Below are 23,006 nucleotides of genomic sequence, written 5' to 3' on the forward strand. Positions count from 1 at the left end.
AAGAACCGATGCGGCGGGTAAATTACAGGCGCCACTCATTATAAAGTCTGTCAACACCGGTAAGTGCATAAAACACAAAGAGGCCGTCCTTCATCTGTTCCGGGCGGCCTCTTTAAAAATGTACTTTAAGATTGGGTCTGCAGCCCAAAGATTATTTTTTCAGCGGACCCAAATGTTTGTATGTATTGATGAGCAAACCTGTGGGTGTGGTTTTTGAGTCAATAAAAGCAAGCTCCCGCGCGTCAACGCTGTCGGACAATAAACGTTTGCCCCGGCCCAGCAAAACCGGGTAAGTGATCAGTATTACTTCGTCAGCCAAACCCTGGTCGAGTAATACAGAAGTGAGCGTAGAACTTCCCACAATAATCAGGTCCGGGCCGTCTGTTGATTTGAGATCACGGACTGCGTTTACGACATCAGCGCTTAAACTTTTTACGGGCCCCCAATCCAAGCGCTCCGGACGGTTGGTTACAATGTATTTTGTTGCGGCGTTAATTGCATTTGCCATAGGAAAATCGCCTGCATTCGGCCAAAAGGCACTGAATATATCATAGGTGTGCCGGGCAAGCAGCAGGTCGAAATTGGATCCATATGCTTCAAGGAGCATTGCCGCCCCGGCAGGACTTCGGTATGGTGTTGTCCATGCGCCATAGGTATACGCTCCATCATGTTCGATTACGCCATCCAGCGAAATATGCTCGAAAATTCTGATCTTTCTCATTTGTCTAATCATTTAATTTGTTGTCCAAAATTAAAAGAGATATGCCTGCCGTTTAAGGTACAATTGTGTCAAACTGAGGGGGCTTTTTACCGTTTGTATATGTATTAGGGGGCATTTGGATCGTTCTAATATTCCCATTTCCAGTGTTTGATTTCCGGTAAATCATCAAAATAGGTGCTGATATATGCTTTGTGATCGTTTAATTTTTGCTCGCAATAGGCGTTGAAGGTATCTCTCTGATATACCATCGCCGGAACACGTCTGACGGCCTCCATTGCCAGTTGATACCGGCTCATGTGATTTAACACTGTCATGTCAAACGGGGTAGTGGTAGTACCTTCTTCCATATATCCCCGTACGTGAAACCTTGAGGGATTGGGGCGCCCATGAACCAGGTCGTGAATAATGCGGACATAACCGTGAAATGCGAATATCACCGGGGCATTATCTGTAAATAGCTCAGTAAATTGTTCGTCGCTTAAACCATGGGAATGATACAGCACCGGCGATAAAGCCATTAGGTCAACAATATTTACGAGCCGCACTTTTAGGTCTGGAAGCTGGCTGCGCAAAATTGAAACAGCGGCCACGGCTTCCAGTGTAGGAACATCCCCGGCGCAGGCGATGATCACATCTGGCTGGGCTCCGTCATCATTTCCTGCCCATTTCCACACAGAGGCACCACGTGCGCAATGCTCCACTGCCGCTTCCATGGTCAGCCACTGCAATTCAGGCTGTTTGCCGGCCACAACGAGATTTGCATAATCTTTACTGGAGAAACAGTGATGCATTACTGCTAAAAGGGTATTGGCATCAGGCGGAAGATAAATGCGGGTGACGTTACTTTTCTTATTAATCACCGTGTCAATAAATCCGGGTCCCTGATGGCTGTATCCATTGTGGTCCTGGCGCCAGGAATGCGATGTTAACAGATAATTTAATGAGGCTACCGGTTTGCGCCACGGCAGTTCTTTACTGGTTTTTATCCACTTTGCATATTGGCTGAACATGGAATCAATGATGGTGATAAAAGCTTCGTAGCAGGAGAAAAGACCGTGTCTGCCTGTTAAGAGATATCCTTCCAGCCAGCCTTCACAAAGATGTTCGCTCAATACTTCCATTACCCGGCCTTCGGCGGAAAGATGGTCGTCTGTATCCAGTGTTGTTTCAAGAAAGCAACGGGTTGTCTTTTCAAAAACAGCTTGCAACCGGTTTGAAGCTGTTTCATCCGGGCAAAATAGCCTGAAATTCAGGTTTTCCTGGTTTAGTTCGAAGATGTCCCGCAGGTAATTGCCAAAATTACGCGTACTTTCTGCTTCTTTGGTTCCCGGATGAGTAACGTCAACCGCGTATTTTTTGAAATCCGGGAGCTTCAGTTCTTTAAGGACCGAGCCTCCGTTGGCGAGGGCAAGCATGCCCATTCTTTTTTTTCCTACAGGTGCAAGGCTTTGTAGTTCAGGAACCAGCTTTCCATTTTTGTCAAATAATTTTTCGGGAGCATAGCTTCGCATCCAGGTCTCCAGAAGTTGTAACTGTTCCGTATTTGTTTTTACGTCGGTCAGCGGCACCTGGTGCGATCTGAAGGAGTCTTCGATGGGGTGATGATCCCACTCTTTTGGGCCTGTCCAGCCCTTTGGCGACCGAAGGATGATCATGGGCCAACCTTTGATAACGGGTTCATTCATGGAACGGGCCTGTTGTTGCAGGGTTTTGATCTTGGCATAAGCCTGATCAAATGCCGCTGCCATTGCATGATGCATGGGATAGGGATCGCTTCCCTCTACGAAAATCACCTCATACCCATAGCCGGTAAATAATGCCTGGAGCTCGGTGTCTGATTTCCTGGCGAGTATCGTAGGACTCGCAATCTTATACCCGTTCAGATGCAGGATGGGAAGAACCACGCCGTCGCGTAGGGGGTTTAGAAAGCTTATCGATTTCCAGCTGCCCTCAAGAGGCGCGGTTTCAGCTTCTCCATCGCCGATGATGCAGGCAACAATAAGGTCTGGATTGTCAAATGCAGCTCCAACAGCATGTACCAATGCATAACCCAGTTCGCCTCCTTCATGTATAGATCCGGGTGTGTGCGCACTTACATGGCTCGGAATGCCCCCCGGTGTTGAAAACTGCCTGAATAGTGCTTTTAAACCATGTTCATCCATCGATATTTTCGGATATATTTCAGAATAACTCCCCTCAAGGTAGGTGTTGGCGACGATCGCCGGAGCCCCATGGCCGGGACCACATATGTAAAGAATATTAGCATCCGTATCCTTTATGAGGCGGTTCAGGTGTAGATAAATAAAGCTTAATCCCGGCGATGTTCCCCAATGGCCCAGTAACCTTGGTTTAATATGCGTTGCCTTTAATGGCTCGCGCAGCAGCGGGTTATCCTGTAAGTATATTTGTCCGGCCGCGAGATAATTGGCTGCCTGCCAGTACCGGTGCATGTTTTGTAATTGTTGTTCAGTTATCATGACTTATAGCTTTAAAAAAAAGAAAGCATATGTTTTGCAATCATATAGGCTTCATCTGTTTTTACCACCCGTACTTTTACCGCAGAGCCGGCCGATGAGATGAGCTCACCGCTATTGTTATTGCCGGCATGGATCCTGATTCCCAGATATTCCAAACCATCGCAAACCCGGTTTCTGATAACGGCGGCGTGCTCGCCGATGCCCCCGGTGAAGATCAGGGTGTCAATGCCGTTTAAAGCGGCTGCCATCGCCCCGATCATTTTTTTTATATTGTAACAGAACAGATCAAGGGCTTCTGCCACCTGGCTGTTTTCCGACTCCAGGCCCAGCAGTATTTCCAGGTTGGCACTTACTCCTGATACACCCTTTAGTCCTGATTCATGGCTCAGGACCTGCTCCAGGTCGGATGCGGTCATTTTCTTTTGTCTTAAAAGGTATAGCAGTACTCCCGGATCGATATCGCCGCATCTCGTGCCCATCATTAGTCCTCCGATTGGGGTCATTCCCATCGTAGTATCCACACATTGACCATCTTTAACAGCGGCGAGGCTGGAGCCGTTGCCCAGATGTGCAATGACTATTTTGCCGCTGGCCTCACCGGCAACCGTTTTTTGAAGATGGTGCATCACGAATTCAAATGAAAGGCCATGAAACCCATATTTTTGGATGCCTTCTTTCCATAATGACCTTGGCAGCGGATAGTATTTTGCACGGGGAGGGATTGAATTGTGAAAAAAGGTATCAAAACAAGCAATGTGTTTAACCGCCGGAAATGCATCCATAAATATGCTGATGACATCGATCTCATCCGGGATATGGGTTGACGCCAGCGAACGTATGGATATCAGATATTCTAGAAAATGATTGTCGATACGCTCCGGCCGGCGATGGGCCGGGCCGCCCTGCACCATTCTGTAGCCAATCGCATTTACCGGGATTTCGTCAAGCAATAGCCATTGAACAAACAACTTGGCAGCTGCCGCAAGGTTGGAACAGCGCTCCTTTGTGTTTTTCAAAACCCGTTCCTTTTCTGTGGTTACCAAAAATGGGCTTTCGTCGTTGCCGATGTCCTGTATACTCCCCTTTAATACCAGGCTTAAACCCGAATCAATTTTAAAGATATTGATCTTCAGGCTGGAAGAACCTGCATTTACGGTTAAAAAATATAAGTTCTCGATGGATGTCATGTTTTGCTCCGGTTTTTAATGAGCCATTTATGAGACGGGGCGCTGGAAATTCCGCCAACAAAGAGAATCAAAAAGTTATTATCCCGAAATGATCTATATCATTGGACGGGATGTGTTCAATCATTAATCAGCGGGCCTTAAAATTACTAATTTGTATGCGTTATCAAATGCAATTTAACAATGAAAACCATTGTTGCAGCAACAAATTTTTCGGAAGTTTCGAACCATGCGGTGGCTTTTGCGGCGGATGTAGCCAGAATGATTAGGGCCCGCCTGGTCATTTTTAATGTAATCGGCCTCCTGCCTGCGATGTCAGACGCGCGGTTACCACTGGTAGCCTGTGATGCCACTATTGAACAATCGGAACAGTTACTGCAGCAATTGTTGTTAAAAATAAAAGCAAAAATCAACAGTGAAATAGAGGCGAAGACGCTGTACAAAGTGGGCTCAGTGATTAGCGAGTTGGATGCATTGTGCCGGCGCGAGGAGCCGTTTGCTGTTTTTATTGCGTCTCAGTTTGTTACCGCATTTGAGCGGATTATACTGGGTACTTATGCCGTTTCCATAGCAAAGTACAGTGCTTTTCCGGTTGTTGTGGTGCCGCCATCCGCCACGATGAATGGATTTAAAAAAGTGGCGATCGCCATCGATTTGGCTCAAAATAGTGCTGTGCAGTGGCCTTTTCTAAGAACCTGGTTGGAACTGTTTCATTCACAGGTGGATATTGTATATGTAAGTTCCGGTGTAGCTGATCCGGCGAAGGAAACAATAATGACAAGCATTGTGGATGTGCAATTAAGAAATTTTGATCTGCATTATTGTTTTTTAAAAAATGACAAGATTGTCGATGGTATTAAAGAATATGTAGCGGAAAACAAACCGGAGCTATTAATCATGTCCGTTAAAAGGCATGGACTTTTTCATAAAAGTGTAACCCGGCCTTTTATTGAGACGCCAAAGGTTCCTGTACTTTTTTTATCTCCAAAATTCCGGGGAGATATGATGTCTTCTGGTTTGGAAGAATCGGCTACAGGTATTTCTTAGAGTAAAAAAAGGGATGAATCCATTTACACGAGCATTTCTGTTATGACTGATCAGCCACCGTTAAATACTGAAAATTTCTGGAGTCGCACTGCTGAAGACCTTTTCACGCAGCTTTCCTGTACAAAGGATGGTTTAAGCAGTGGGGAAGCGGCTGACCGGTTAAAAAAATATGGTCTCAATTTAGTAAAAGAACGTAACCGGTCTTCTGTTTTACTACTGTTTTTAAGGCAATTTAAGAGCCCGATAACGATCATGCTCATCATAACAGCAGTTTTATCTGCTTTTTTAGGCGACGTTTCAGATATGATGATCATATTGGTGATCGTGCTTTCCAGCAGTTATCTGAGCTTCTGGCAGGAAAAGGGAGCCGACAAGGCGGTGCGGGAACTGCTCCGATTGGTGCAATTGCGTTTTTCTGTTATCAGGGACGGATGTAAACAGGAGGTTCCGTTTGAACTGGCTGTTCCTGGCGATATTGTTGCTCTTTCGGCTGGCGATATTATCCCCGCTGATTGCCTATTACTGGACTCAAATGAGTTGTTTGTTGATGAGGCTACATTTACGGGAGAAACATTTCCTGTTGGAAAAAGAAAGGGAAGCGTTGCATTGGATGCTCCATTGATGAACCGGGTAAATACACTTTTTATGGGTTCGAGTGTTGTAAGCGGAAAAGCCAGGGCCCTGGTCATACATACCGGGGTAAATACCGAGTTTGGCAAAATTGCTAATAGTCTCCAGACAACTTCTCCCGAAACAGATTTTGAAAAAGGTATCCGGCGGTTTGGATATCTGCTCATGGAACTTACATTGCTGCTGGTGCTTTCCATTTTTGCAATCAATGTATTGCTTCATAAACCGGCACTGGATTCTTTTTTATTTTCACTTGCGCTTGCGGTGGGGCTAACACCTCAGTTGCTTCCGGCCATTGTTAGTATCAATCTTTCTACGGGGGCGTCAAGAATGGCTGCTCAGAAAGTAGTTGTAAAGCGCTTGTCGTCTATCGAGAACCTTGGAAGTATGAATGTGCTTTGTTCTGATAAGACCGGTACACTCACAGAGGGAAGGGTGGTGTTGAAAGAGACCCTGGATGCCAAAGGGAATGGTAGTCAAAAGGTAGCGCAATACGCCTGGATCAATGCGGCACTGCAACAGGGATTTCACAATGTCATTGATGATGCGATAACAACGACTTTAGCCGGGGACGGCAAACAGTATAAACTGATAGGAGAAGTTCCCTATGATTTTATTCGTAAGCGTTTGTCCGTTCAGGTTTTGGATGATGAGGGAAGCTTAATGGTGACCAAGGGTGCTTTTAAAAATGTACTGGACTGTTGCAATAGTGTTGAAACTGCCGACGGAATTGTGTCCATTAATAAATTCGCAGCGGAATTACGCCAACGCTTCGAAATGCTCAGTGCCGGAGGAGTACGTATACTGGGAATTGCTTACCGGCGGTTTTCGGCCTCATTTGTAGCAAAGAAAGAGGATGAAATAGAAATGGTGTTCCTGGGGTTTGTTACTTTTTTCGATCCGCTTAAAAGTGATATCGTTGAAGTTTTGAAAAAAATGAATGCATCGGGCGTTTCCCTGAAAATTATTACAGGTGATAATGCCTTCGTAAGTGCCCGGGTTGCGGCGGATATCGGGTTTAAATCTGTGGCGCTACTCACCGGCATGGAGCTGCGCGAAATAAGCGATGCGGCGTTGCTTCACCGGGTTCGCCGGGTTGATGTATTTGCTGAGATGGAACCCAATCAAAAGGAGCGCGTCATCCGGGCTCTCAAGAAAACGGGATGCGTTGTGGGGTATATGGGAGACGGTATTAATGATGCATCTGCATTACATGCAGCAGATGTGGGCATATCGGTTGATTCCGCAGCTGATGTAGCCAAGCAGGCCGCTGATATTGTATTGATGGAGCGGGATTTGGGAGTTTTATTAAATGGAATTATTGAAGGGCGGAAAACCTTCGCAAATACAATGAAGTACATATTTATTGCTACAAGCGCCAATTTCGGTAATATGTTTAGCATGGCCGGCGCTTCATTGTTTTTGCCCTTTTTGCCGTTACTGCCGAAACAAATATTGCTTACTAATCTTCTTACTGACTTTCCGGAAACAGCAATTGCCCGCGATAATGTTGACCGGCAATCAATAAAACACCCCCAACGCTGGAATCTCTCATTTATCCGCCGATTTATGATTGTATTTGGGTTGCTGAGTTCTGTTTTTGACTACCTTACTTTTGCAGTGCTTATATTCTTACTGCATGCCAGCGAAAAGGAATTTCAGTCGGGATGGTTTACCGAATCCGTTGTATCGGCGGTGATGGTGCTGCTCATAGTGCGTACCCGACGTTCTTTTTAAAAAGCAAACCCGGGAAATTACTTGCGCGGGCCGTTATTGCTGTTATGCTGGGTGCACTGATATTGCCTCTTACTCCTGTCGGCTTTTTTTGGGTTTTGTAGCATTGCCTTTTTCCTTTTATAGTTGGATGGTGCTGATTGTGGGAGGGTATGCAATTACTGCAGAATATGTAAAACGAAGATTCTATCGTAGAATTATACAGAAATAACCAGGATGCCAATTGGTATTTTTGTAATTGGGGGAAGGTAAAGGCACTGTTACTGGGATTGCGCTCCGGATTTTTTAATTTGAGGCTCCGGAACGATCAGGAACAGGTATACGGCTACTAAGAAACTCATGATTGCGCACGTCCAAAATGCTGTTGCCGCACCAAATTGAAACCAGAGCCACCCGCTAAGCGTACTGGCTAATAAGGTACAAATGCTTTGCAAACCTGTATAGGTTCCAATGGCCGTTGCAGTATCGTCCTTGCTGGAAATATTGCTGATCCATGCTTTTGAAATGCCTTCGGTTGCTGCTGCATACAGACCGTAGAGAAAAAACAGCAGACCGTACCAATACCAGTTACCCGGGCGCGACATTCCTGCATATACCACTGTAAAGAGCAGTAACCCGGTAATAAATATTTTTTTTAAACCTATGCGGTCTGCCAAAATTCCAAATGGGAAGGCAGCGGCTGCGTATACAAGATTGTAAAAAATATATACTCCGATAGTTTCAGTATCACTTGTTCCGCCCTGTTTGATTTTTAAAAGCAGGAATAGGTCAGAACTGTTACATAAAGTAAAGACCAATAATCCTGCCAGTAATTTACGGTAGCTGGACGGACTGCTGTTCCAGTAACGCAAAAAAGAAAAGAAGGCCGAGATGCTTTGTTGATCCGGGATGATGTGGCGTTGTCTTTTAGGTAAAAAGAAAGACTAATTGCAAGCAGACCTGGGAGAAAAGCGATCAGGAATAACGTTTGGTAATGGTTGGGATAAAAATACAGGTACAGTAATGCCAATAGTGGGCCGGCTACGGCGCCCAGTGTATCCATTGAACGGTGAAACCCAAAAACACGCCCCTTGTTGTCGGATAAGGCTTCGTCAGACAACAAAGCATCTCTTGCTCCCGTACGGATGCCTTTTCCCAGCCGGTCCACCGTACGGGCTATGAATATCCAGAATGGATATGTCATTATTGCCATCATTGGCTTTGAAATGGCACTTAATGTATAGCCCAGACGGATAAATGGCGTACGCCTGCCGGTATAATCCGATAGCTTTCCAAAATATCCTTTGCTTAAACCGGCCGTGGCCTCAGCCACTCCTTCCAAAATGCCTATTAATAGTACTGAGAAGCCGATGCTTCTTAAATAGATGGGCATAATTGGGTAAAGCATTTCACTGGCTACGTCCGTCAGCAGGCTGATAAAAGATAATATCCATATCGTGTGCGTTAAATATTTCATTTGCCTGTTGCCGGTAAGTTGTTGCTGGTTCTTTATTAAAGTTACGCTTTTCTGTGTTTTGTATATGTCTTTAAAGTTCCGGGCTTTTTAATTTTACTGTGCACCTGCGGTATATAAACCATTCGAGTACTACTTTTCTGCTGACGGGATGCACAACCCATCAGCGCCAGGTTAGGATGAGGACGGTGAACAAAACGGGTGATTGCTGTCATTTTTTTGTGGAATATGGAACTATATATTTGAACTCGTAATGATAAATGCTAAAACAAGCCCGGTATTATAATATGAATTTTTGAATGCTGTAGTATTAAATAGTTAGCAATGAAGACAATTATCGCAGCTACCAATTTTACGGATGCCTCCAATCATGCTGTTGCTTTTGCTGCAGATGTAGCATGTATACTGAAGGCCCGCCTGATTATTTTTCATGTGATCGATGTTGAACCGGCTACGGACGTATTATTTCCTGAAGACTTTTTTGAAGTTGCAAGGAAAAAGGCTGCTGAGTTGCTCGCGGTGTTGTTGCTGGAAATGAAAAAAAGAACGAACGGTGTGATCGAAATAAAAACAAATTACAGAATTGGAACCGTTGTCACTCAGTTGGGAATTTTGTGCAGTCACGAAGCGCCACTCGCCGTTTTTATTGCTTCTCAGTTTGTTTCGTCTTTTGAACAGGCGCTTTGGGGTACGCATGCTGTTTTTATTGTAAAACACAGTGCTTATCCCGTTGTGGTTGTCCCGGCAAATGCATCTATGAATGGTTTTAAAAAGGTGGGAGTGGCACTGGATCCAGATGGTAATGATTCTATTCAGTGGTCCTTGTTAAGAGATTGGCTAAAGCTCTTCAATGCGGAGGCGGATATCGTCGTGGTATTGCCTCATGCTGCGTTGTCTGCAGCCGAAGAACTCCAGGCAATTGATGCGAGGGAACAACTGAATGGGATTATGGTTCGCACCCATTTTGTGACCAATGATGATGTTGAAGAGGGGATTAAAGCACATATCGCAGCAAATGCCCCGGATCTGCTAATCATGTTTGTGAAAAGGCACGGAATCTTTCATAAAAGTATAACAAGGCCATTTATTCTGTTACCCCCGGTTCCGATAATGCTGATTTCCTCTAAGGTAACATATGAACAAGAGTTCCCGGAAGAGGAAGCCGCTGAATGATTGGTTGCATTTCCATGCCACGGAAGCCGGAAGTGCCATGTAATCAGCGTTCCTATGAAAAATAGCAACGTAAAAGTAGGGTGGATAATGACATCAGCGCGTGAGAAAGCGCTTAAATACGTACCTGTTTTTGTTGGATAATTGTAAATACTGCATTTTATGAAAAAGGATTTTAAGGGTGCATCACTTCTTTTCCCGTTCCTGTTATCGTGTTTGTTCCTGTTTATTGGTTGCGGAACTTCTGTTCGGTTAACAGCTTCCTGGAGCAGTGGCAGTAAGGAGGCGCGATTGTCTAAAATATTAGTGATGGCTATTGGGAAAGATCTGGAGAAAAGAACGCTGGGAGAGACGTCCGTAAAAAAGGAGTTGCAGCGAAACGGCATTGCCGGATTAACGAGTATTGAAGAATTTGGTCCTGATTTTGCACGACAACAGGATTCAATAAAGATACGGCAGGCGCTGTTGAGCAAACAATTTGACGGTATATTGACGATAAGAGTGCTGGACATTCATGAGCATGACCGGTGGGTACCGGGTGATGATTATTATGGTCCCATCAGTTTTTACCATCGGTTCTATAGCTATTACTACAAGGTCTGGAAGCATTATATAAACCCGGGCTACTTTGTTACGGATGTAGAGGTTCTGCTGGAAAGTAATCTTTATCGCGTGTCAACAGGCGTGCTTTTGTGGTCGGGGCAATCAAAGGCGTTCAGCAGGAACCCAACTCCAGCCATGGCTGCCCGTTATGCGAAAAATATTGTCGAGGATATGCTTCAGAAAGGAGCGATTTCCAGGTAGTAATACCCCTGGATAAATAGCGATCGGTTGCTTTACAGTGCCGCGATCGTTCAGTAAAGCTTTAGGCGAGTTGTCAATTTTTCATTCATGCTGCCGAAAGCCAGTTCAAACTACCGTATATAACAACGAACCGGTATCGCCGGTTTGTTGGGGCAGATCCGCCGGAATTGTGATTCTTGGATGTACAAAACTTTTTATTATAAAGAATATTTACAGGTGTCCTGGCCCTGCCACCTTTCCAGCACTGTTTTGATACTGATGATTAACGGGATCCGTTGATCTTAGAAATACTTCGGAATTTTAGCAAAACCTGGTAAAGCACTGTTATATGCGCTGTAAACAGTAGTATATTTTATTCTTTGCTCAACTCGCCAAAATTGGATGTAAACACCCAAACTACTGAGCTAATGAATGCTGAATCTCCGAACGGACCTGCCGTTCATTGAGCAGACCTTTACAGGCTGGTGCAATCTGCATATGAATTGCTATTATTAAATGGCGACTGGAAACCTTGAAATATTGCGCACTATTAAAAAGAGGCGTTACGTTCTCAAAACATTGTTCCAAAAAGGGAAGGCTGGATCATTTATTGAGGCTATGGCATTATTATTAAAGGGAGTAATCTCCGCAATTGCCGTGAGGGATTAAGTTAAGTAAGTTTGTCGGCGATTGTGAAAAGGTGATTCAGGAAAATGAAGAAAGATGCCCCGATAGTTTGCATAGAACGCCGGCAATTTAACCCTTGCACCATCCTGTTTATAATTTGCATTGATACCCAATATATATAACAGCAGCGCCCGTTTTATTCTTCCCATTGCTGCTGTTCTTCTGAATATCAACTAAGCCATAATTTCCACCGGCCTCTATGAAAGCACTACAGCCACCCGCAATTTTATAATCGACACCCAAATGGCCGCTTATGCCGGTATTAAAGCGGTGTAAATCGCTGGTAATATTATTCTTGCTGTCAAATGACTGTGCTACTGGATTCAGGGGCTCCGCTTTGTATTTATCGAGATAAATGATGCTGGTGCCCTTTGTAATGTTTTTAGCGCTTAGGAGATAGCTGGCAAAAGGTCCTGCAGCAATATATGTGCTCCATTTCTTTTTGAGGTTTAGGTGGTATTTGGCGAGTATGGGTAACATAATGTAATGCATTTCTGCCCGGCTTTTGTAATCGGCGTAGAGAAAAGCAGGGGCCATGCCGGCCGGGAATTGCTGGGATATTTCCGTGGGCGTTGTAAAAGCCTGTATCCCACTTTTTTTGCCCCCCTGAGGAGAATATTCCAATTGTGGCTGAATAGAAAAATAGCGGCTTGTATAGAATTCAGCATGGATTGCGGCACTTCCGGCCAATAGCGAACGGTACCCGAAACTTAAGGGATTATCCGAATTTCCGGAGGTTAGATTGGGTATTGTAAGACCCGCTTTGACGCCGATTTTCATTTTTATTTGTGCAAAGGTGAGGCTGGTAACAGCGGTAATTGCCAGTGCAAGAATAAATTTTTTCATTCTAATTTTTTTATACTGTGTGCTTCAAGAGGCAACAGGAAACCATCGGGGCGATTCGGGGCGGACAACTAAAATGCGTCATCATGCCATATATGTGTGCCGCCGAATCAGCAAATGATTTCGACAGCAACTGCTTCAAACCGAATGGCTGGATGTGGAACCACTAGTTAATATGAACGGGCATCTGATCGGATCCCCTGATCTCTCTAACCCTTTTTTAGTAATGTCTGGCAGTTCTTGTGGACGGCCCCTTTTGCATCGCAACATTCGCCGCTTTTTAGCTTTATGGTTTTCCCGTCTTTCATTTTGCAGGTTCCATCGGGTGAAACGTTCATATGATTGATCTCCTCTTCTTTAGTTATGGGCGTTTCTTTACCATCTTTGTAGTGAAACATTTTTTTGCCCTTCATGATACAGCACTCAGCCAGGGTTTGTTTTTGTTGTGTTGTTTTTTGAACAGCTTCCGGCTTCTTTTTTGATTCCTGCGCTGTTGCAGCCGAAGTAATGAAGAACAACGCCATCATTGCCAATGTTACTTTTTTCATTTCTTTGTTGTTTTTGTTATAAACAATGGATCACCGGTAAAATTATCGATGCTGATCCGGCGAAATCAATGATGTTAATCACGCTCAACTATGACATGGGTTAAAAATAGCTGTTCGACCCGACCCGGCCTGTCGGGCTATTACGGGTATTGTAGCCAGCTTGGTTTGGGATCTTGCTGGCCACTTTTGCAGCAGTTATCGAAACATGGCTGTGCAGGCATTTAAGCTGCCAACCATGAAAGCGCCGGTGTATTTTTGTGTATAGCCGGCAAAAAGTGCGGGCGCATAAAACCTGGCTAAGATCGGGTTGATTTTGAAAGGGATACGAGCCTTGCAGGTAACGTACCTAGTCCGCGTTTAATTTTCTGAAATAGACCATCAGGTGTTTTCGCATTTGGGTTCTGAATGTTTCCAGTGTTCCGTCTTTAAGGGTATTTACCAGGTCCTGGTGGGTTACGGGCTCTTTTTCTTCAATTTTGTTCTTTGAATAGGCATCCGAGGATTCACTAAGTTTGGCGTATACATGGTCAAAGATCGGGAGCAGCATTTTTTGAAAGCGCATAATTGTTTTATTGCCCGAAAATTTATAGAGCATTGAATGAAATTCGATATCATATTTTACTATTTCGAGCTTATGAGTGGCTTTCTGTTCATTTTTAATGATATCATTTAGCTTTTTGAAATCAATATTATGCCTGCGTAAGAAGAGCAGGTCGCCAAGCCCGACCTCAATGACCAGTCGCATTTCAAAAATTTCATTTAGCGTGTCTTCATCCAACAGTTGGGGAGTGAGTATGCGGCCTACAATATTAAAAACGTCAGGACGAGCAATCAGCATGCCCCGGTTTTTGCGTGATTCAATAATGCCCAGGGTCCGGAACCGGGAGAGCGCCTCCCGTATTGCGGTGCGACTTACACCCATTGCCTTGGCCAGCTCCATTTCTTTAGGTAATGGATCTCCAGGTTGAAAATTTTCGGTACGCAGGTATTCCTGTAAACTCATTTCGATCTTGTCGACCTGGCTTAGGTTTTCTATGCGTCGTAGTTTTTGTATTGACATCTTATTTTCTAAGGATTTTGATTGCGAAATTATAAAAATTACTTAAACTTAATGGGAACGAATAAGACCGGAAAAGCCGGAACGACAGGGTTATAAGGAATAATCATAAGCGCTGCGTGATTCATAACGGGTTTTTGGAATGAGCTCCTGAAAGCTGCAACGGCTGCTGCACCGCTGCATAGTATCTGGGCGCATTGCTTTTTTATAAAGCGGTATTCGAAGAAAGTGCAACTGCAATACCTTTCGAATACCGCCTGTTTTTAAGCCACCAGCGCTCATTGCTCCTTTTAAAGCAGAGCGAATCTGGCTGCGGGATATCGGATGATCAAAAATTATGGTCCATGTTGAGGGATTAAAAACTTTCGTATCCGGGCGTTTGTACCAGGAGCCGGTTGTTGGTTAAGGTATTCCGGTCTACCGGCCATAACAGTTTGTAAGCCTGGTCCGATGGGATATTGGTATTGGCAAAAACATACGGATCTCCCATTCGTCTCAGGTCATACCAGCGCTTTCCCTCGAAAATGAACTCGAGGTAGCGTTCGTTTAACAGGGCCTCCTTCGGATTGGCGTCAATTGGTTGGTTGGGAAAACCCAGTGTTGCTGCGTTATAATTGCTTCCATATGCCCGGGACCGTACTGCGTTGATTTCGGCGGCAGGATTTTCACCTAACGCAATCTTGGCTTCGGCAAGCAGCAGCAGGAGGTCCGCATACCTGTAAACCGGAAAGTCGTTTGTGAACTGACGTACGCCGGCGTTTTGTTCCCCCTGGTATTTATTGACAAAGGCACCGGCAATCCGGTAAACGCCGTTTACAAGGTTATAGGCACCCTGTATGCTAACCCATTTCCGGGAATCAAGGTCGCTGAATTTCCGGTACGCTGCAATTTTTACAGGAGCGCTTAACAGGCCGCCCCAGTTATCGGTTGTTACGTTAAATTTCCGGTTCCCAACGGAGTCGTAAAAATTGGCAATCAGCCCGGACTGGGGAAAAAACGGGTTTGCAAAGGGCAGCTGCGCTTCGTCCAGCTTGTATTTCAGCGCAAATAGTATTTCATTATTGCCCTTGTTAGCCGGTGAAAATACACTGGCATAGTTGGGCTGTAATGCTAATTGCGGAGCATGTGTCTGGATGTCGGTAAGGGCTGTTTTTGCAATAGTAGCATCGGCTGCGCCGCCACCGCGATAACTGGTCCAGAGATAAACTTCGGATTTAAGCATTAAGGTGGCGGTCTTTGACCAGAATCCCTTTTGGCTTTTAAACGTGTAATCATTACCAAAACTTGCAACGGAACTTTCAATATCCGATTTAATCTGCGTCATTACCGAGTCCTCTGGTGCAGCAGCTTTTGCTAATTCAGAAATGTCGATATTCAGCGTTGGGGTTGTTTGCAAAACGGTCTTCCCCCAGCTACGTAATAGATGGAAGTAGTAGTAGGCCCTCATGCCATAGGCGATGCCCAGGTAATAGTTTTTGGTGCCGGCATCCATTAACGGTACCGTGTTGATCTTATTGATCAGCAGATTGATTTGATTGATATTGAAATAAAAGTTGGCGTAGTTGGCCACGCCGGCGTTGTCCTGGTTGAGGTTGTTGGTCCACATACGTTCCAGGCCGGCGGTAGACTCCCCGGTAAAAGCAGAGCTGGATCCGGGGTCTGTTCCAAAAATATCGGCTCTCATTTCTCCCAGTAAGATAAGCTGGTAATTGCTGCTCCTGAGTGCAATATGCATTCCGGTAACAAATACATCGACCTGATCCGGGGATTTCCAGAAACTGGCATCGCTGTAAGTACTAACCGGGGTGAGATCTAATTTTTTATTACAAGCTGTGAAGAACAACAAAAACATGCAATAACATGTGATGCCAATAAAATATTTTTTCATAATAGATGATTTTAGCTATTGCTGAGTTTAAAGCGTTAATTGAATGCCCAGGACGTATGATTTGGGAGTAGGGTAGGTACCCGTATAAATCCCTGTGATGGTATTGGTGCCTGGTGTTACGGGGGGCTCGGGTGTGGGACCGCTGAACTTGGTAAAATAGGCAAGATTGCTTCCTGTTACGTATATCCTTGCTGCTGTAAAAAATTTTGTCCTGGAAACAATGGATTGGCCTAGGTTGTAGGCAAGGGTCACTTCACGTAAGGCCAGGTAGTCGCCGCTTTCATAAAACCGGGAATTGTTGCTATTCAGGGCAACAGCGGCATTATTGCTCCGGGTGTAGTTTTTTTTGCCCAGCGGGGCAGCCACCTGGTCGGCATAATATACTTTGGGAATATCGGTATCGGTGTTTGTTGGCGACCATGCCTGTTTTTGGAGGTCAAAATAATTGAAGGTGCCCTGGTAGTTGCCCAGTGTTCTTGCAACAAGATCGTTATAAATGGTATGGCCGAGTGCATATTCAAAGCGACCGTATAAGGAGATGCCTTTATAGCCGGCAGAAGCCCAGAAGCCGCCCGTCCATTTTGGATAGATATTGCCCACGCGTACCTGGTCTCTGGAGTCAATTGTATCATTCCGGTCGACATCCAGCCAGTTGACATCACCCGGAGTAATCTTTCCACTTCCATAGGTGGATCCGGGCCCGCTGATGTTGGCAATAATATCGATCCGGTTATTGGCAATCTGCCGGATCTCCTCATCGTTTTTAAAGATCGATACCTGTTTATACGCATAAATATCTCCCAGGGTACCTCCTTCCTGAAGGCCGCCAACCCAGATCACCCGTTGCGTATTGGGGTCGTATACCTGTAACCCGCCCTGCCGGTTGTTTTGATTTCCGTTATACGGTAATTTTTTGATCTTGTTCTGTACATAGGAGGCATTGCTGCCCACATCTATTTTCAAGCTATTGTCTTTGTTAACCAGGTTGGCGGTAACGGAGAGCTCGTATCCTTTATTTTGAAACACACCGAGATTGGTTCTGAAGCTACTGAAACCGGTATAGGTGGGAAGTTGTAACTGGGTGAGCAGATCGCTGGTGTTGCGTATATAATAATCGAATAAGATGTTGATCTTGTTCCGGAATAAGCCCAGATCCAGTCCTGCGTCAGCCGTTGTACTTTTTTCCCACCGCAGGTTGCTGTTGACCAGGCCGGTATAAGAGAATCCGGAAGCACCGTTATAAAGACCTTGCGAACTATAGCTGCCCTGCACCTCATACCGGCCTAAACCTGCCACGTTCCCGTTTACGCCATAGCTAAAGCGGGGTTTAATGATTGAAACGATGTCTGACAGGCCGCTGTTTTTGAAGAAGGGTTCATGATGCAGATTCCAGCCGGCAGACATACCTGGAAAAAAGCCAAACTGATGGCCTTCTGCTAAACTGGAAACGCCATCCTGACGGAATACCAATTGCAATAAATACCGGTTATTGAAATCATAGTTGAGCCGGCCAAAAGCGGAAAGAATACGGTATTCCGATCTTGTGGAGTAATTAGCACCCGCAGCAAAAGCCGTAGCTGCATTAACCGTATAAATATCGTCGGTAGGCGACTTGGTCCCCGAAACCTGCATATCGAAGTTCCGGATACCATAGTATTCCACACCCAGCATGGGGTTAATTGAGTGGTTGCCAATCTGTTTGGTATAATTTAAAATGGCATTGTATTGCTGCTGGAAGAACCTGGAGTAAGCGGCGTAGGATGGCCGGGTGGTACTACTGTAAGTAGGTACGGGCTGGAAGATATTGGTGTATAGCTGGGTGGCTTTTGTGAATCCTTCCGATAAGGATTGATAGAGGTATCCGGCTCCCGTAGCCTGGAGATATAAGCCCCGGGTAATGTCCCATTTTACGGCCGCATTGGCGGTAACCCTTGTAACCTCATTGTTCCTGATATTTTTGTCCAGCCAGTAAAGAGGGTTGCCGTCTGAAATGGAGTTGCCAGGATTGGGCATTGTTTTGGCGCTGTCTATCCAGGGGTTGAATGTGGGCCAGATGGCCATGCTCCGGTATAGTGTATTCACATCTCCTCCGATGGTGCCATATTGGGAGGAAGTGGAAATGGTGGTTCCGGTAGTTATCTCCAGGTTGGGCTTTATTTTATAAGAGCCATTCAGATCCAGTGCATAGCGCTTATAGTCCGATCCTATAATGATGCCTTTTTCCTTATAATAATCAAAGCTTGCAAAATATTTGCCCCGGTCATTACCGCCAACTACATTAATATAATGGTCGTGGGTTTGTGTATTCCGGAATACGATGTCTTCAATTTCACCGGAATGGTCTTTAAAAATTATGGTGCCACCATATGGATCCCCTACGGTGTCCCATCCCATATTCAGTAAATAAGCCGTGGCTGAATTATAGGGCCGGATATCAAAAGATGATAAGTTGGCGCTGTCGGTAAAGAGGCCGTAGCCCCGGCCCTGGTTAACTTCTGTAAGTTTTCTGCCGGAATTTAGATTGCCCGTCCGGTTGTAGTAGATATAATCTTTGGCATTCATGTAATGATACAGGTCCCTTCTTTTATTGTAGCCCGCTGTGTATTTATAGGTGATTTCGGCTTTGCCGTTCTTTCCCTGTTTGGTAGTAATAAGGACAACGCCATTATTCGCTCTGGCACCATAAATGGCCGTTGCTGCAGCATCTTTTAAAAGTTCGATCGATTCGATATTCTGAGCCGGAATATCGTTGTAGTCCCTGATTACGCCGTCCACAACAACGAGCGGACTTCCGGGGCTGTTAATGGATGCACCTCCTCTCAGCATGATCATAGGAGTGGCGCCCGGTTGCCCGGTTGAGTTGACCACCTGTACACCGGGAATGGTTCCCTGGAGCGCATTGGCAACATTTGAGCGGGGGGCGTTTTGCAACACTTTGTTATCCAGCTTGGATATGGCGCTTGTTACATTGCGCCTGTTTTGTGTGCCGTAACCCACCACCACTACTTCTTCCAGTTTTGAACTGCTAGCCTTCAGGTAAATGGTTGGCATGGTTTCACGGAGCACCTTCCACTCCTCGGTGTCGTAACCGGTATAAGAGACCTCCAGGACCTGGTCAGCTATGGCATGAATCTGAAATTTCCCGTTTTCATCACTAACGGCTGTTGTCGTGCTGCCTTTTAGATGAATGGTGGCACCTTGCAACGGACTGGAAGTAGCTTGATCCAGAACCGTTCCTTTAATAGGGGCGTTTTGTGCCATTACCCCGGAAGTGGCAATAGCCAGCAAAAACAAAAATCCCGTTTTTAAGTAAGCTTTTAGCATAATCGTTCATTTTCTCTTTGGTATTAATATGTATGACATAGTAAATGTAAATATTTTTTAAATACCGTTATATTTTAGTCCGATTTTTTTTGGCCGGAGCGGATATTGCCGGTTGCTGATGCTCTTTCTAAAAAGCTGTTGGGTTTTTAGGCGGTTGTATGCTTTTGGCAGGGGAAGATGGCGATTGTTGCTGGTTTTTGCTGTAATGCAGTAAGGGTCTATGTTTTGACCTGTTTATCTTGTTGTGGAAAGGGTTGGGAAAGGCCTGTTTTCAAAAAAGTAAGGAGGTGTTCGTTTCCTGGAGGTGTGGTCGGGGTGCCGGGTATTGCGTGTTTTATAAAGTGTTTTTAAGGCTGAAAATTTATTTGGATGGAAAAACGGGGTTGTTTATATTTGTTTAAATATGTAATACATAAAAGTGGTTTAGCGATGCCTTGCCAGGTGGTACCGGCACATGGCCTTCACCGGGCAACCAGGTTGTTCGATTTGGAAAATAAAAACAAACAGTTCTTATATAACGATGAAAGAAATATTTAAAGGTTTATGGTCGGCCATGTTTACACCGACTGATGAAGCAGGTTTGCCGCAAATGGAACAATTGGAGAAGCTGGTTCATTTATTAATTGCTCAGGGCCAGGATGGCTTGTATGTGTTGGGTTCCACCGGGCAGGGGGTCTTGTTCACCGAGGCGCAACGAAAAATGGTATTGGAAATGGTCATAAAAACAGCAGGGGGGCGTGTGCCGGTAATGGTGCAGGTGGGCGCACTTACTACTGCGGAATCCATAAGACTTGCCGTACATGCAGCGGAATGCGGAGCCGATGCTATATCATCGGTTGCTCCTATTTATTTTTCCGGTTCGGTTGCGAATGCCTTGCAGCATTACCGGAAGATTGCAGAAGCCACAGATCTGCCTTTCTTTCCCTATCAGCTTGGTAACAATACCATGGGGGATATACCCAGTTTTATTGAACAACTGCTGCAGATTCCTAATGTAGCTGGTATGAAGCTCACCACGGGACAGCTTATGGAAATAAGCGCCATTCACCTGCAGGCAGGCGACCGGTTACAACTGTTTAGCGGTGCCGATGAACTGATGTGTCATGCCAGCCTTTGTGGTGCAAACGGAGCAATCGGATCTTTTTATAATTTATGGGGTGTAGCTTGCAAGAGAGTATTGGAAGCATTTAAAGAAGGCGATTTTGGACGGGCTAAAAATTTCATGCTTGAATTTCAGAAGACGATCCTGTATGTATTGCCCAATATCTGGACTTTTTTCAGAAAAGCAATGCAATTGAAATACGGGATTGATATCGGCCCCACCAAGGCTCCGCTGGGTCTAAACCAGGAAGAATGGTCGGATGCGGAAGTGCTTGCTTTATCAGACAAAATTGAGGCAGCCGCCGGTATAACGAATACGGGCAGCCAATAGCCGTATTGTACAGGCTCCTCGTATACCGTAATTTTTATTATATTAACTTCTATCAAACTTGCCTTATGTTGTACCTTCTATTCAATTCATTTAAAAGCCGGTTGTTTATCCAACCGGTAACCGGTGTACTGTTGATATGCGCGCTGTGGAGTGCCTCCTGCTCCGTAAACCGGAATAGCTCCCATGTTTCTCCGTTGCGCCAAGTGGTGCTGAAACTGGCGCCCGGACCGGATAACCCCCGTAACAGCGAGGGCTCATTCGTAACGTTGAAAGATGGCCGTATCCTGTTTGTCTATTCCCGGTATACCGGTGATAATTCCGGTGATCATGCGCCTGCTTACCTGGCGGGCCGGTATTCGTCTGACGGTGGCAAAACCTGGTCAGACAAGGATGAAGTGATCGTAACACAGGAGGGCAATATGAATGTGATGTCGGTTTCTTTACTACGGTTGCAAAACGGAACCATTGCCCTGTTTTATCTCAGGAAGAATTCGACGGTAGACTGTATTCCCGTGGTGCGCTTTTCCACGGATGAAGCAAGGTCCTGGACGGAACCCATTGATTGTATTACGGATCAGAAAGGCTACTTCGTGCTGAATAACGACCGGGTGATCCAGCTGAAGGATGGCCGGCTGATGATGGCCGTAGCCCGGCATTCCCATCCTGCGGATGCAAAGTGGCAGGAATCCGGGGCATTATTTGCCTATTACTCCGATGATAACGGGAAAACCTGGGTGTCGGGAAAACAGGTAAATACTCCTAAAGGAATCATTACACAGGAACCTGGCCTGGTTGCGTTAAAAAACGGACAGGTTATGATGTATATCCGCGCCAGCGGCGGCACCCAGTATGTTTCCTATTCCCGTGACCGGGGCGTTACCTGGAGCGAGGCGGTACCGTATCTTTTAAAATCGCCCCTTTCACCCGCCACCATTGAACGGATCCCTGCCACCGGCGATCTGCTGGCCGTATGGAATAATAATGATGGTACGGATCCGGTGACCAAAGGCAAACGCACTCCCTTAACAGTGGCTGTTTCAAAAGACGAGGGAAAGTCGTGGCAGAAGATCACCAATATTGAAACAGATACGGACGGATGGTATTGTTATATCGCGATCCATTTTTACAAAAAGTCCGTGCTGTTATCCTATTGTGCCGGCAGTCAGAAGGCACATACCCATTTGTCTGTCACGGATATTTCCCGTTTTAATTTGAGCGATCTCTATAAAAGATAGATCATGCAGAACCGGAGGCAATTTCTGGGAACAATTGGTTGGACAGGTATGGCTGCCCTGAGCACCACCGGGTATCTTTTTGCCGGAACGGAAAGAACTTCTTTAAGTGATGCGGCGCTTATTGCAGCCATGTTCAAGCAACGGGATCCCGTAAAATGGCTGTTTACGGGGGATAGCATTACACAGGGAGCCAAACACACGCATGGCATGCGTGCTTATCCGGAGATTTTTGCCGAACGGGTACGATGGGAAATGGGCCGCCCGCGAGACATGATGATCAACACTGCCGTTAGCGGGAATACGACTGCTGATGTTAAAAGCGATTTTGAATGGCGGGTAGGGCAGTATCATCCCCAGGTGGTCTTCTTCATGCTGGGAACAAATGATGCCGCCATACAAAAGGGAATTGCGCCAGATACTTTTAAGGCAAATATGACGGATCTTATAGAACGGGTACGGAAATTACATGCCATTCCGGTGCTCCTGAGTCCGAACCGGATTGTGGTATCAATGGCACAGGAGCGTGCGGCGCTGGGCGACTATGTTGCCGTGCTGGGCGAACTGGCGGCTTCGCAATCGCTTGTTTATGCAGATGTGTGGACGGCATGGGACACGGAATTGCAGCGCAAATACAAGGGCCGGCAAAATGACCGCCTGCTCAACGATCCGCTGCATCCCAATGGTTATGGCCATCAGGAGATAGCAGGGCTGCTGTTCCGTACGCTTTCCGTATACAACCCGGATATGCCAAGCTGTGGAGGACCTTATTATGAAAATAAATGCTGGTAAGCGG

Annotated in this window: 17 protein-coding genes; 7 read left to right on the forward strand and 10 right to left on the reverse strand. The window is 45.6% G+C overall.

Annotated elements, in window-relative coordinates; all coding sequences use genetic code 11:
• Positions 1 to 151: 151 nt before the first annotated feature.
• The 3 genes from LL912_RS02680 to LL912_RS02690 all read right to left on the reverse strand — a co-directional run bounded on the left by LL912_RS02680 (position 152) and on the right by LL912_RS02690 (position 4,385).
• Complete coding sequence (locus tag LL912_RS02680; RefSeq protein ID WP_235552015.1) at positions 152 to 721, reverse strand: dihydrofolate reductase family protein; 570 nt, start codon at positions 719 to 721, stop codon at positions 152 to 154.
• Positions 722 to 846: 125 nt separating this feature from the next.
• Positions 847 to 3,198, reverse strand: a complete 2,352-nt coding sequence (locus tag LL912_RS02685) for a phosphoketolase family protein (RefSeq protein WP_235552016.1) — start codon at positions 3,196 to 3,198, stop codon at positions 847 to 849.
• 11 nt (positions 3,199 to 3,209) lie between these two features.
• Positions 3,210 to 4,385: an acetate/propionate family kinase gene (locus LL912_RS02690; RefSeq protein ID WP_235552017.1), complete on the reverse strand. Its 1,176-nt coding sequence runs from the start codon at positions 4,383 to 4,385 to the stop codon at positions 3,210 to 3,212.
• A 180-nt stretch (positions 4,386 to 4,565) separates the two neighbouring features.
• Here LL912_RS02690 and LL912_RS02695 point away from each other — a divergent pair, with 180 nt between their 5' ends.
• Positions 4,566 to 5,429: a universal stress protein gene (locus LL912_RS02695; RefSeq protein ID WP_235552018.1), complete on the forward strand. Its 864-nt coding sequence runs from the start codon at positions 4,566 to 4,568 to the stop codon at positions 5,427 to 5,429.
• A 42-nt stretch (positions 5,430 to 5,471) separates the two neighbouring features.
• Complete coding sequence (gene mgtA / locus LL912_RS02700) at positions 5,472 to 7,796, forward strand: magnesium-translocating P-type ATPase (protein ID WP_235552019.1); 2,325 nt, start codon at positions 5,472 to 5,474, stop codon at positions 7,794 to 7,796.
• Positions 7,797 to 8,053: 257 nt separating this feature from the next.
• On the opposite strand, the gene LL912_RS02705 is transcribed toward mgtA, so the two are convergent.
• Together LL912_RS02705 and LL912_RS02710 are read right to left on the reverse strand one after the other, a co-directional pair.
• The gene (locus LL912_RS02705; RefSeq protein ID WP_319941308.1) at positions 8,054 to 8,644 is read right to left on the reverse strand and encodes an MFS transporter; all 591 of its coding nucleotides are present in this window, start codon (positions 8,642 to 8,644) and stop codon (positions 8,054 to 8,056) included.
• Positions 8,545 to 9,249 carry an MFS transporter gene (locus tag LL912_RS02710; RefSeq protein WP_235552021.1) on the reverse strand — a complete coding sequence of 235 codons (705 nt, stop codon included), beginning with the start codon at positions 9,247 to 9,249 and terminating at the stop codon, positions 8,545 to 8,547. Before LL912_RS02710 ends, LL912_RS02705 begins: the two co-directional genes overlap by 100 nt.
• A gap of 321 nt (positions 9,250 to 9,570) precedes the next feature.
• Here LL912_RS02710 and LL912_RS02715 point away from each other — a divergent pair, with 321 nt between their 5' ends.
• Both LL912_RS02715 and LL912_RS02720 read left to right on the forward strand, forming a co-directional pair.
• On the forward strand, positions 9,571 to 10,419 hold the full coding sequence (locus LL912_RS02715; protein ID WP_235552022.1) for a universal stress protein: 849 nt from the start codon (positions 9,571 to 9,573) through the stop codon (positions 10,417 to 10,419).
• Positions 10,420 to 10,578: 159 nt separating this feature from the next.
• Entirely contained in the window at positions 10,579 to 11,220 is a 642-nt protein-coding gene (locus tag LL912_RS02720) for a hypothetical protein (protein WP_235552023.1), read from the forward strand.
• 756 nt (positions 11,221 to 11,976) lie between these two features.
• On the opposite strand, the gene LL912_RS02725 is transcribed toward LL912_RS02720, so the two are convergent.
• From LL912_RS02725 to LL912_RS02745, 5 genes are all read right to left on the reverse strand, one after another.
• Complete coding sequence (locus LL912_RS02725; protein ID WP_235552024.1) at positions 11,977 to 12,732, reverse strand: porin family protein; 756 nt, start codon at positions 12,730 to 12,732, stop codon at positions 11,977 to 11,979.
• 206 nt (positions 12,733 to 12,938) lie between these two features.
• Entirely contained in the window at positions 12,939 to 13,277 is a 339-nt protein-coding gene (locus LL912_RS02730) for a DUF6799 domain-containing protein (protein ID WP_235552025.1), read from the reverse strand.
• Between the two features lie 346 nt (positions 13,278 to 13,623).
• Positions 13,624 to 14,337 (reverse strand): FadR/GntR family transcriptional regulator, encoded by a 714-nt coding sequence (locus LL912_RS02735; RefSeq protein ID WP_235552026.1) that lies wholly within the window; start codon positions 14,335 to 14,337, stop codon positions 13,624 to 13,626.
• A 352-nt stretch (positions 14,338 to 14,689) separates the two neighbouring features.
• Positions 14,690 to 16,222 carry a SusD family outer membrane lipoprotein NanU gene (gene nanU / locus LL912_RS02740; RefSeq protein WP_235552027.1) on the reverse strand — a complete coding sequence of 511 codons (1,533 nt, stop codon included), beginning with the start codon at positions 16,220 to 16,222 and terminating at the stop codon, positions 14,690 to 14,692.
• A 27-nt stretch (positions 16,223 to 16,249) separates the two neighbouring features.
• A complete protein-coding gene (locus LL912_RS02745) occupies positions 16,250 to 19,546 on the reverse strand; it encodes a SusC/RagA family TonB-linked outer membrane protein (RefSeq protein WP_235552028.1) in 3,297 nt (1,098 codons plus the stop codon).
• Between the two features lie 520 nt (positions 19,547 to 20,066).
• On the opposite strand from LL912_RS02745, the gene LL912_RS02750 reads away from it, so the two are divergent.
• From LL912_RS02750 to LL912_RS02760, 3 genes are all read left to right on the forward strand, one after another.
• Entirely contained in the window at positions 20,067 to 20,978 is a 912-nt protein-coding gene (locus LL912_RS02750; protein WP_235552029.1) for a dihydrodipicolinate synthase family protein, read from the forward strand.
• 65 nt (positions 20,979 to 21,043) lie between these two features.
• The gene (locus LL912_RS02755) at positions 21,044 to 22,213 is read left to right on the forward strand and encodes a sialidase family protein (protein WP_235552030.1); all 1,170 of its coding nucleotides are present in this window, start codon (positions 21,044 to 21,046) and stop codon (positions 22,211 to 22,213) included.
• 3 nt (positions 22,214 to 22,216) lie between these two features.
• Entirely contained in the window at positions 22,217 to 23,002 is a 786-nt protein-coding gene (locus LL912_RS02760; protein WP_235552031.1) for an SGNH/GDSL hydrolase family protein, read from the forward strand.
• The last annotated feature ends 4 nt before the right edge of the window (positions 23,003 to 23,006 follow it).

Source organism: Niabella agricola (genome assembly GCF_021538615.1).
In the GTDB taxonomy this organism is placed as follows: domain Bacteria; phylum Bacteroidota; class Bacteroidia; order Chitinophagales; family Chitinophagaceae; genus Niabella; species Niabella agricola.

Bases quoted from the DNA above. Each gene is read 5' to 3' on its own strand.
- LL912_RS02755 (WP_235552030.1), top strand. From the start codon at position 21,044: ATGTTGTACCTTCTATTCAATTCATTTAAAAGCCGGTTGTTTATCCAA.
- nanU (WP_235552027.1), bottom strand. From the start codon at position 16,222: ATGAAAAAATATTTTATTGGCATCACATGTTATTGCATGTTTTTGTTG.
- LL912_RS02730 (WP_235552025.1), bottom strand. From the start codon at position 13,277: ATGAAAAAAGTAACATTGGCAATGATGGCGTTGTTCTTCATTACTTCG.
- LL912_RS02690 (WP_235552017.1), bottom strand. From the start codon at position 4,385: ATGACATCCATCGAGAACTTATATTTTTTAACCGTAAATGCAGGTTCT.
- LL912_RS02750 (WP_235552029.1), top strand. From the start codon at position 20,067: ATGAAAGAAATATTTAAAGGTTTATGGTCGGCCATGTTTACACCGACT.
- LL912_RS02760 (WP_235552031.1), top strand. From the start codon at position 22,217: ATGCAGAACCGGAGGCAATTTCTGGGAACAATTGGTTGGACAGGTATG.
- LL912_RS02725 (WP_235552024.1), bottom strand. From the start codon at position 12,732: ATGAAAAAATTTATTCTTGCACTGGCAATTACCGCTGTTACCAGCCTC.
- LL912_RS02710 (WP_235552021.1), bottom strand. From the start codon at position 9,249: ATGAAATATTTAACGCACACGATATGGATATTATCTTTTATCAGCCTG.
- LL912_RS02715 (WP_235552022.1), top strand. From the start codon at position 9,571: ATGAAGACAATTATCGCAGCTACCAATTTTACGGATGCCTCCAATCAT.
- LL912_RS02735 (WP_235552026.1), bottom strand. From the start codon at position 14,337: ATGTCAATACAAAAACTACGACGCATAGAAAACCTAAGCCAGGTCGAC.
- LL912_RS02695 (WP_235552018.1), top strand. From the start codon at position 4,566: ATGAAAACCATTGTTGCAGCAACAAATTTTTCGGAAGTTTCGAACCAT.
- mgtA (WP_235552019.1), top strand. From the start codon at position 5,472: ATGACTGATCAGCCACCGTTAAATACTGAAAATTTCTGGAGTCGCACT.
- LL912_RS02680 (WP_235552015.1), bottom strand. From the start codon at position 721: ATGAGAAAGATCAGAATTTTCGAGCATATTTCGCTGGATGGCGTAATC.
- LL912_RS02720 (WP_235552023.1), top strand. From the start codon at position 10,579: ATGAAAAAGGATTTTAAGGGTGCATCACTTCTTTTCCCGTTCCTGTTA.
- LL912_RS02745 (WP_235552028.1), bottom strand. From the start codon at position 19,546: ATGCTAAAAGCTTACTTAAAAACGGGATTTTTGTTTTTGCTGGCTATT.
- LL912_RS02685 (WP_235552016.1), bottom strand. From the start codon at position 3,198: ATGATAACTGAACAACAATTACAAAACATGCACCGGTACTGGCAGGCA.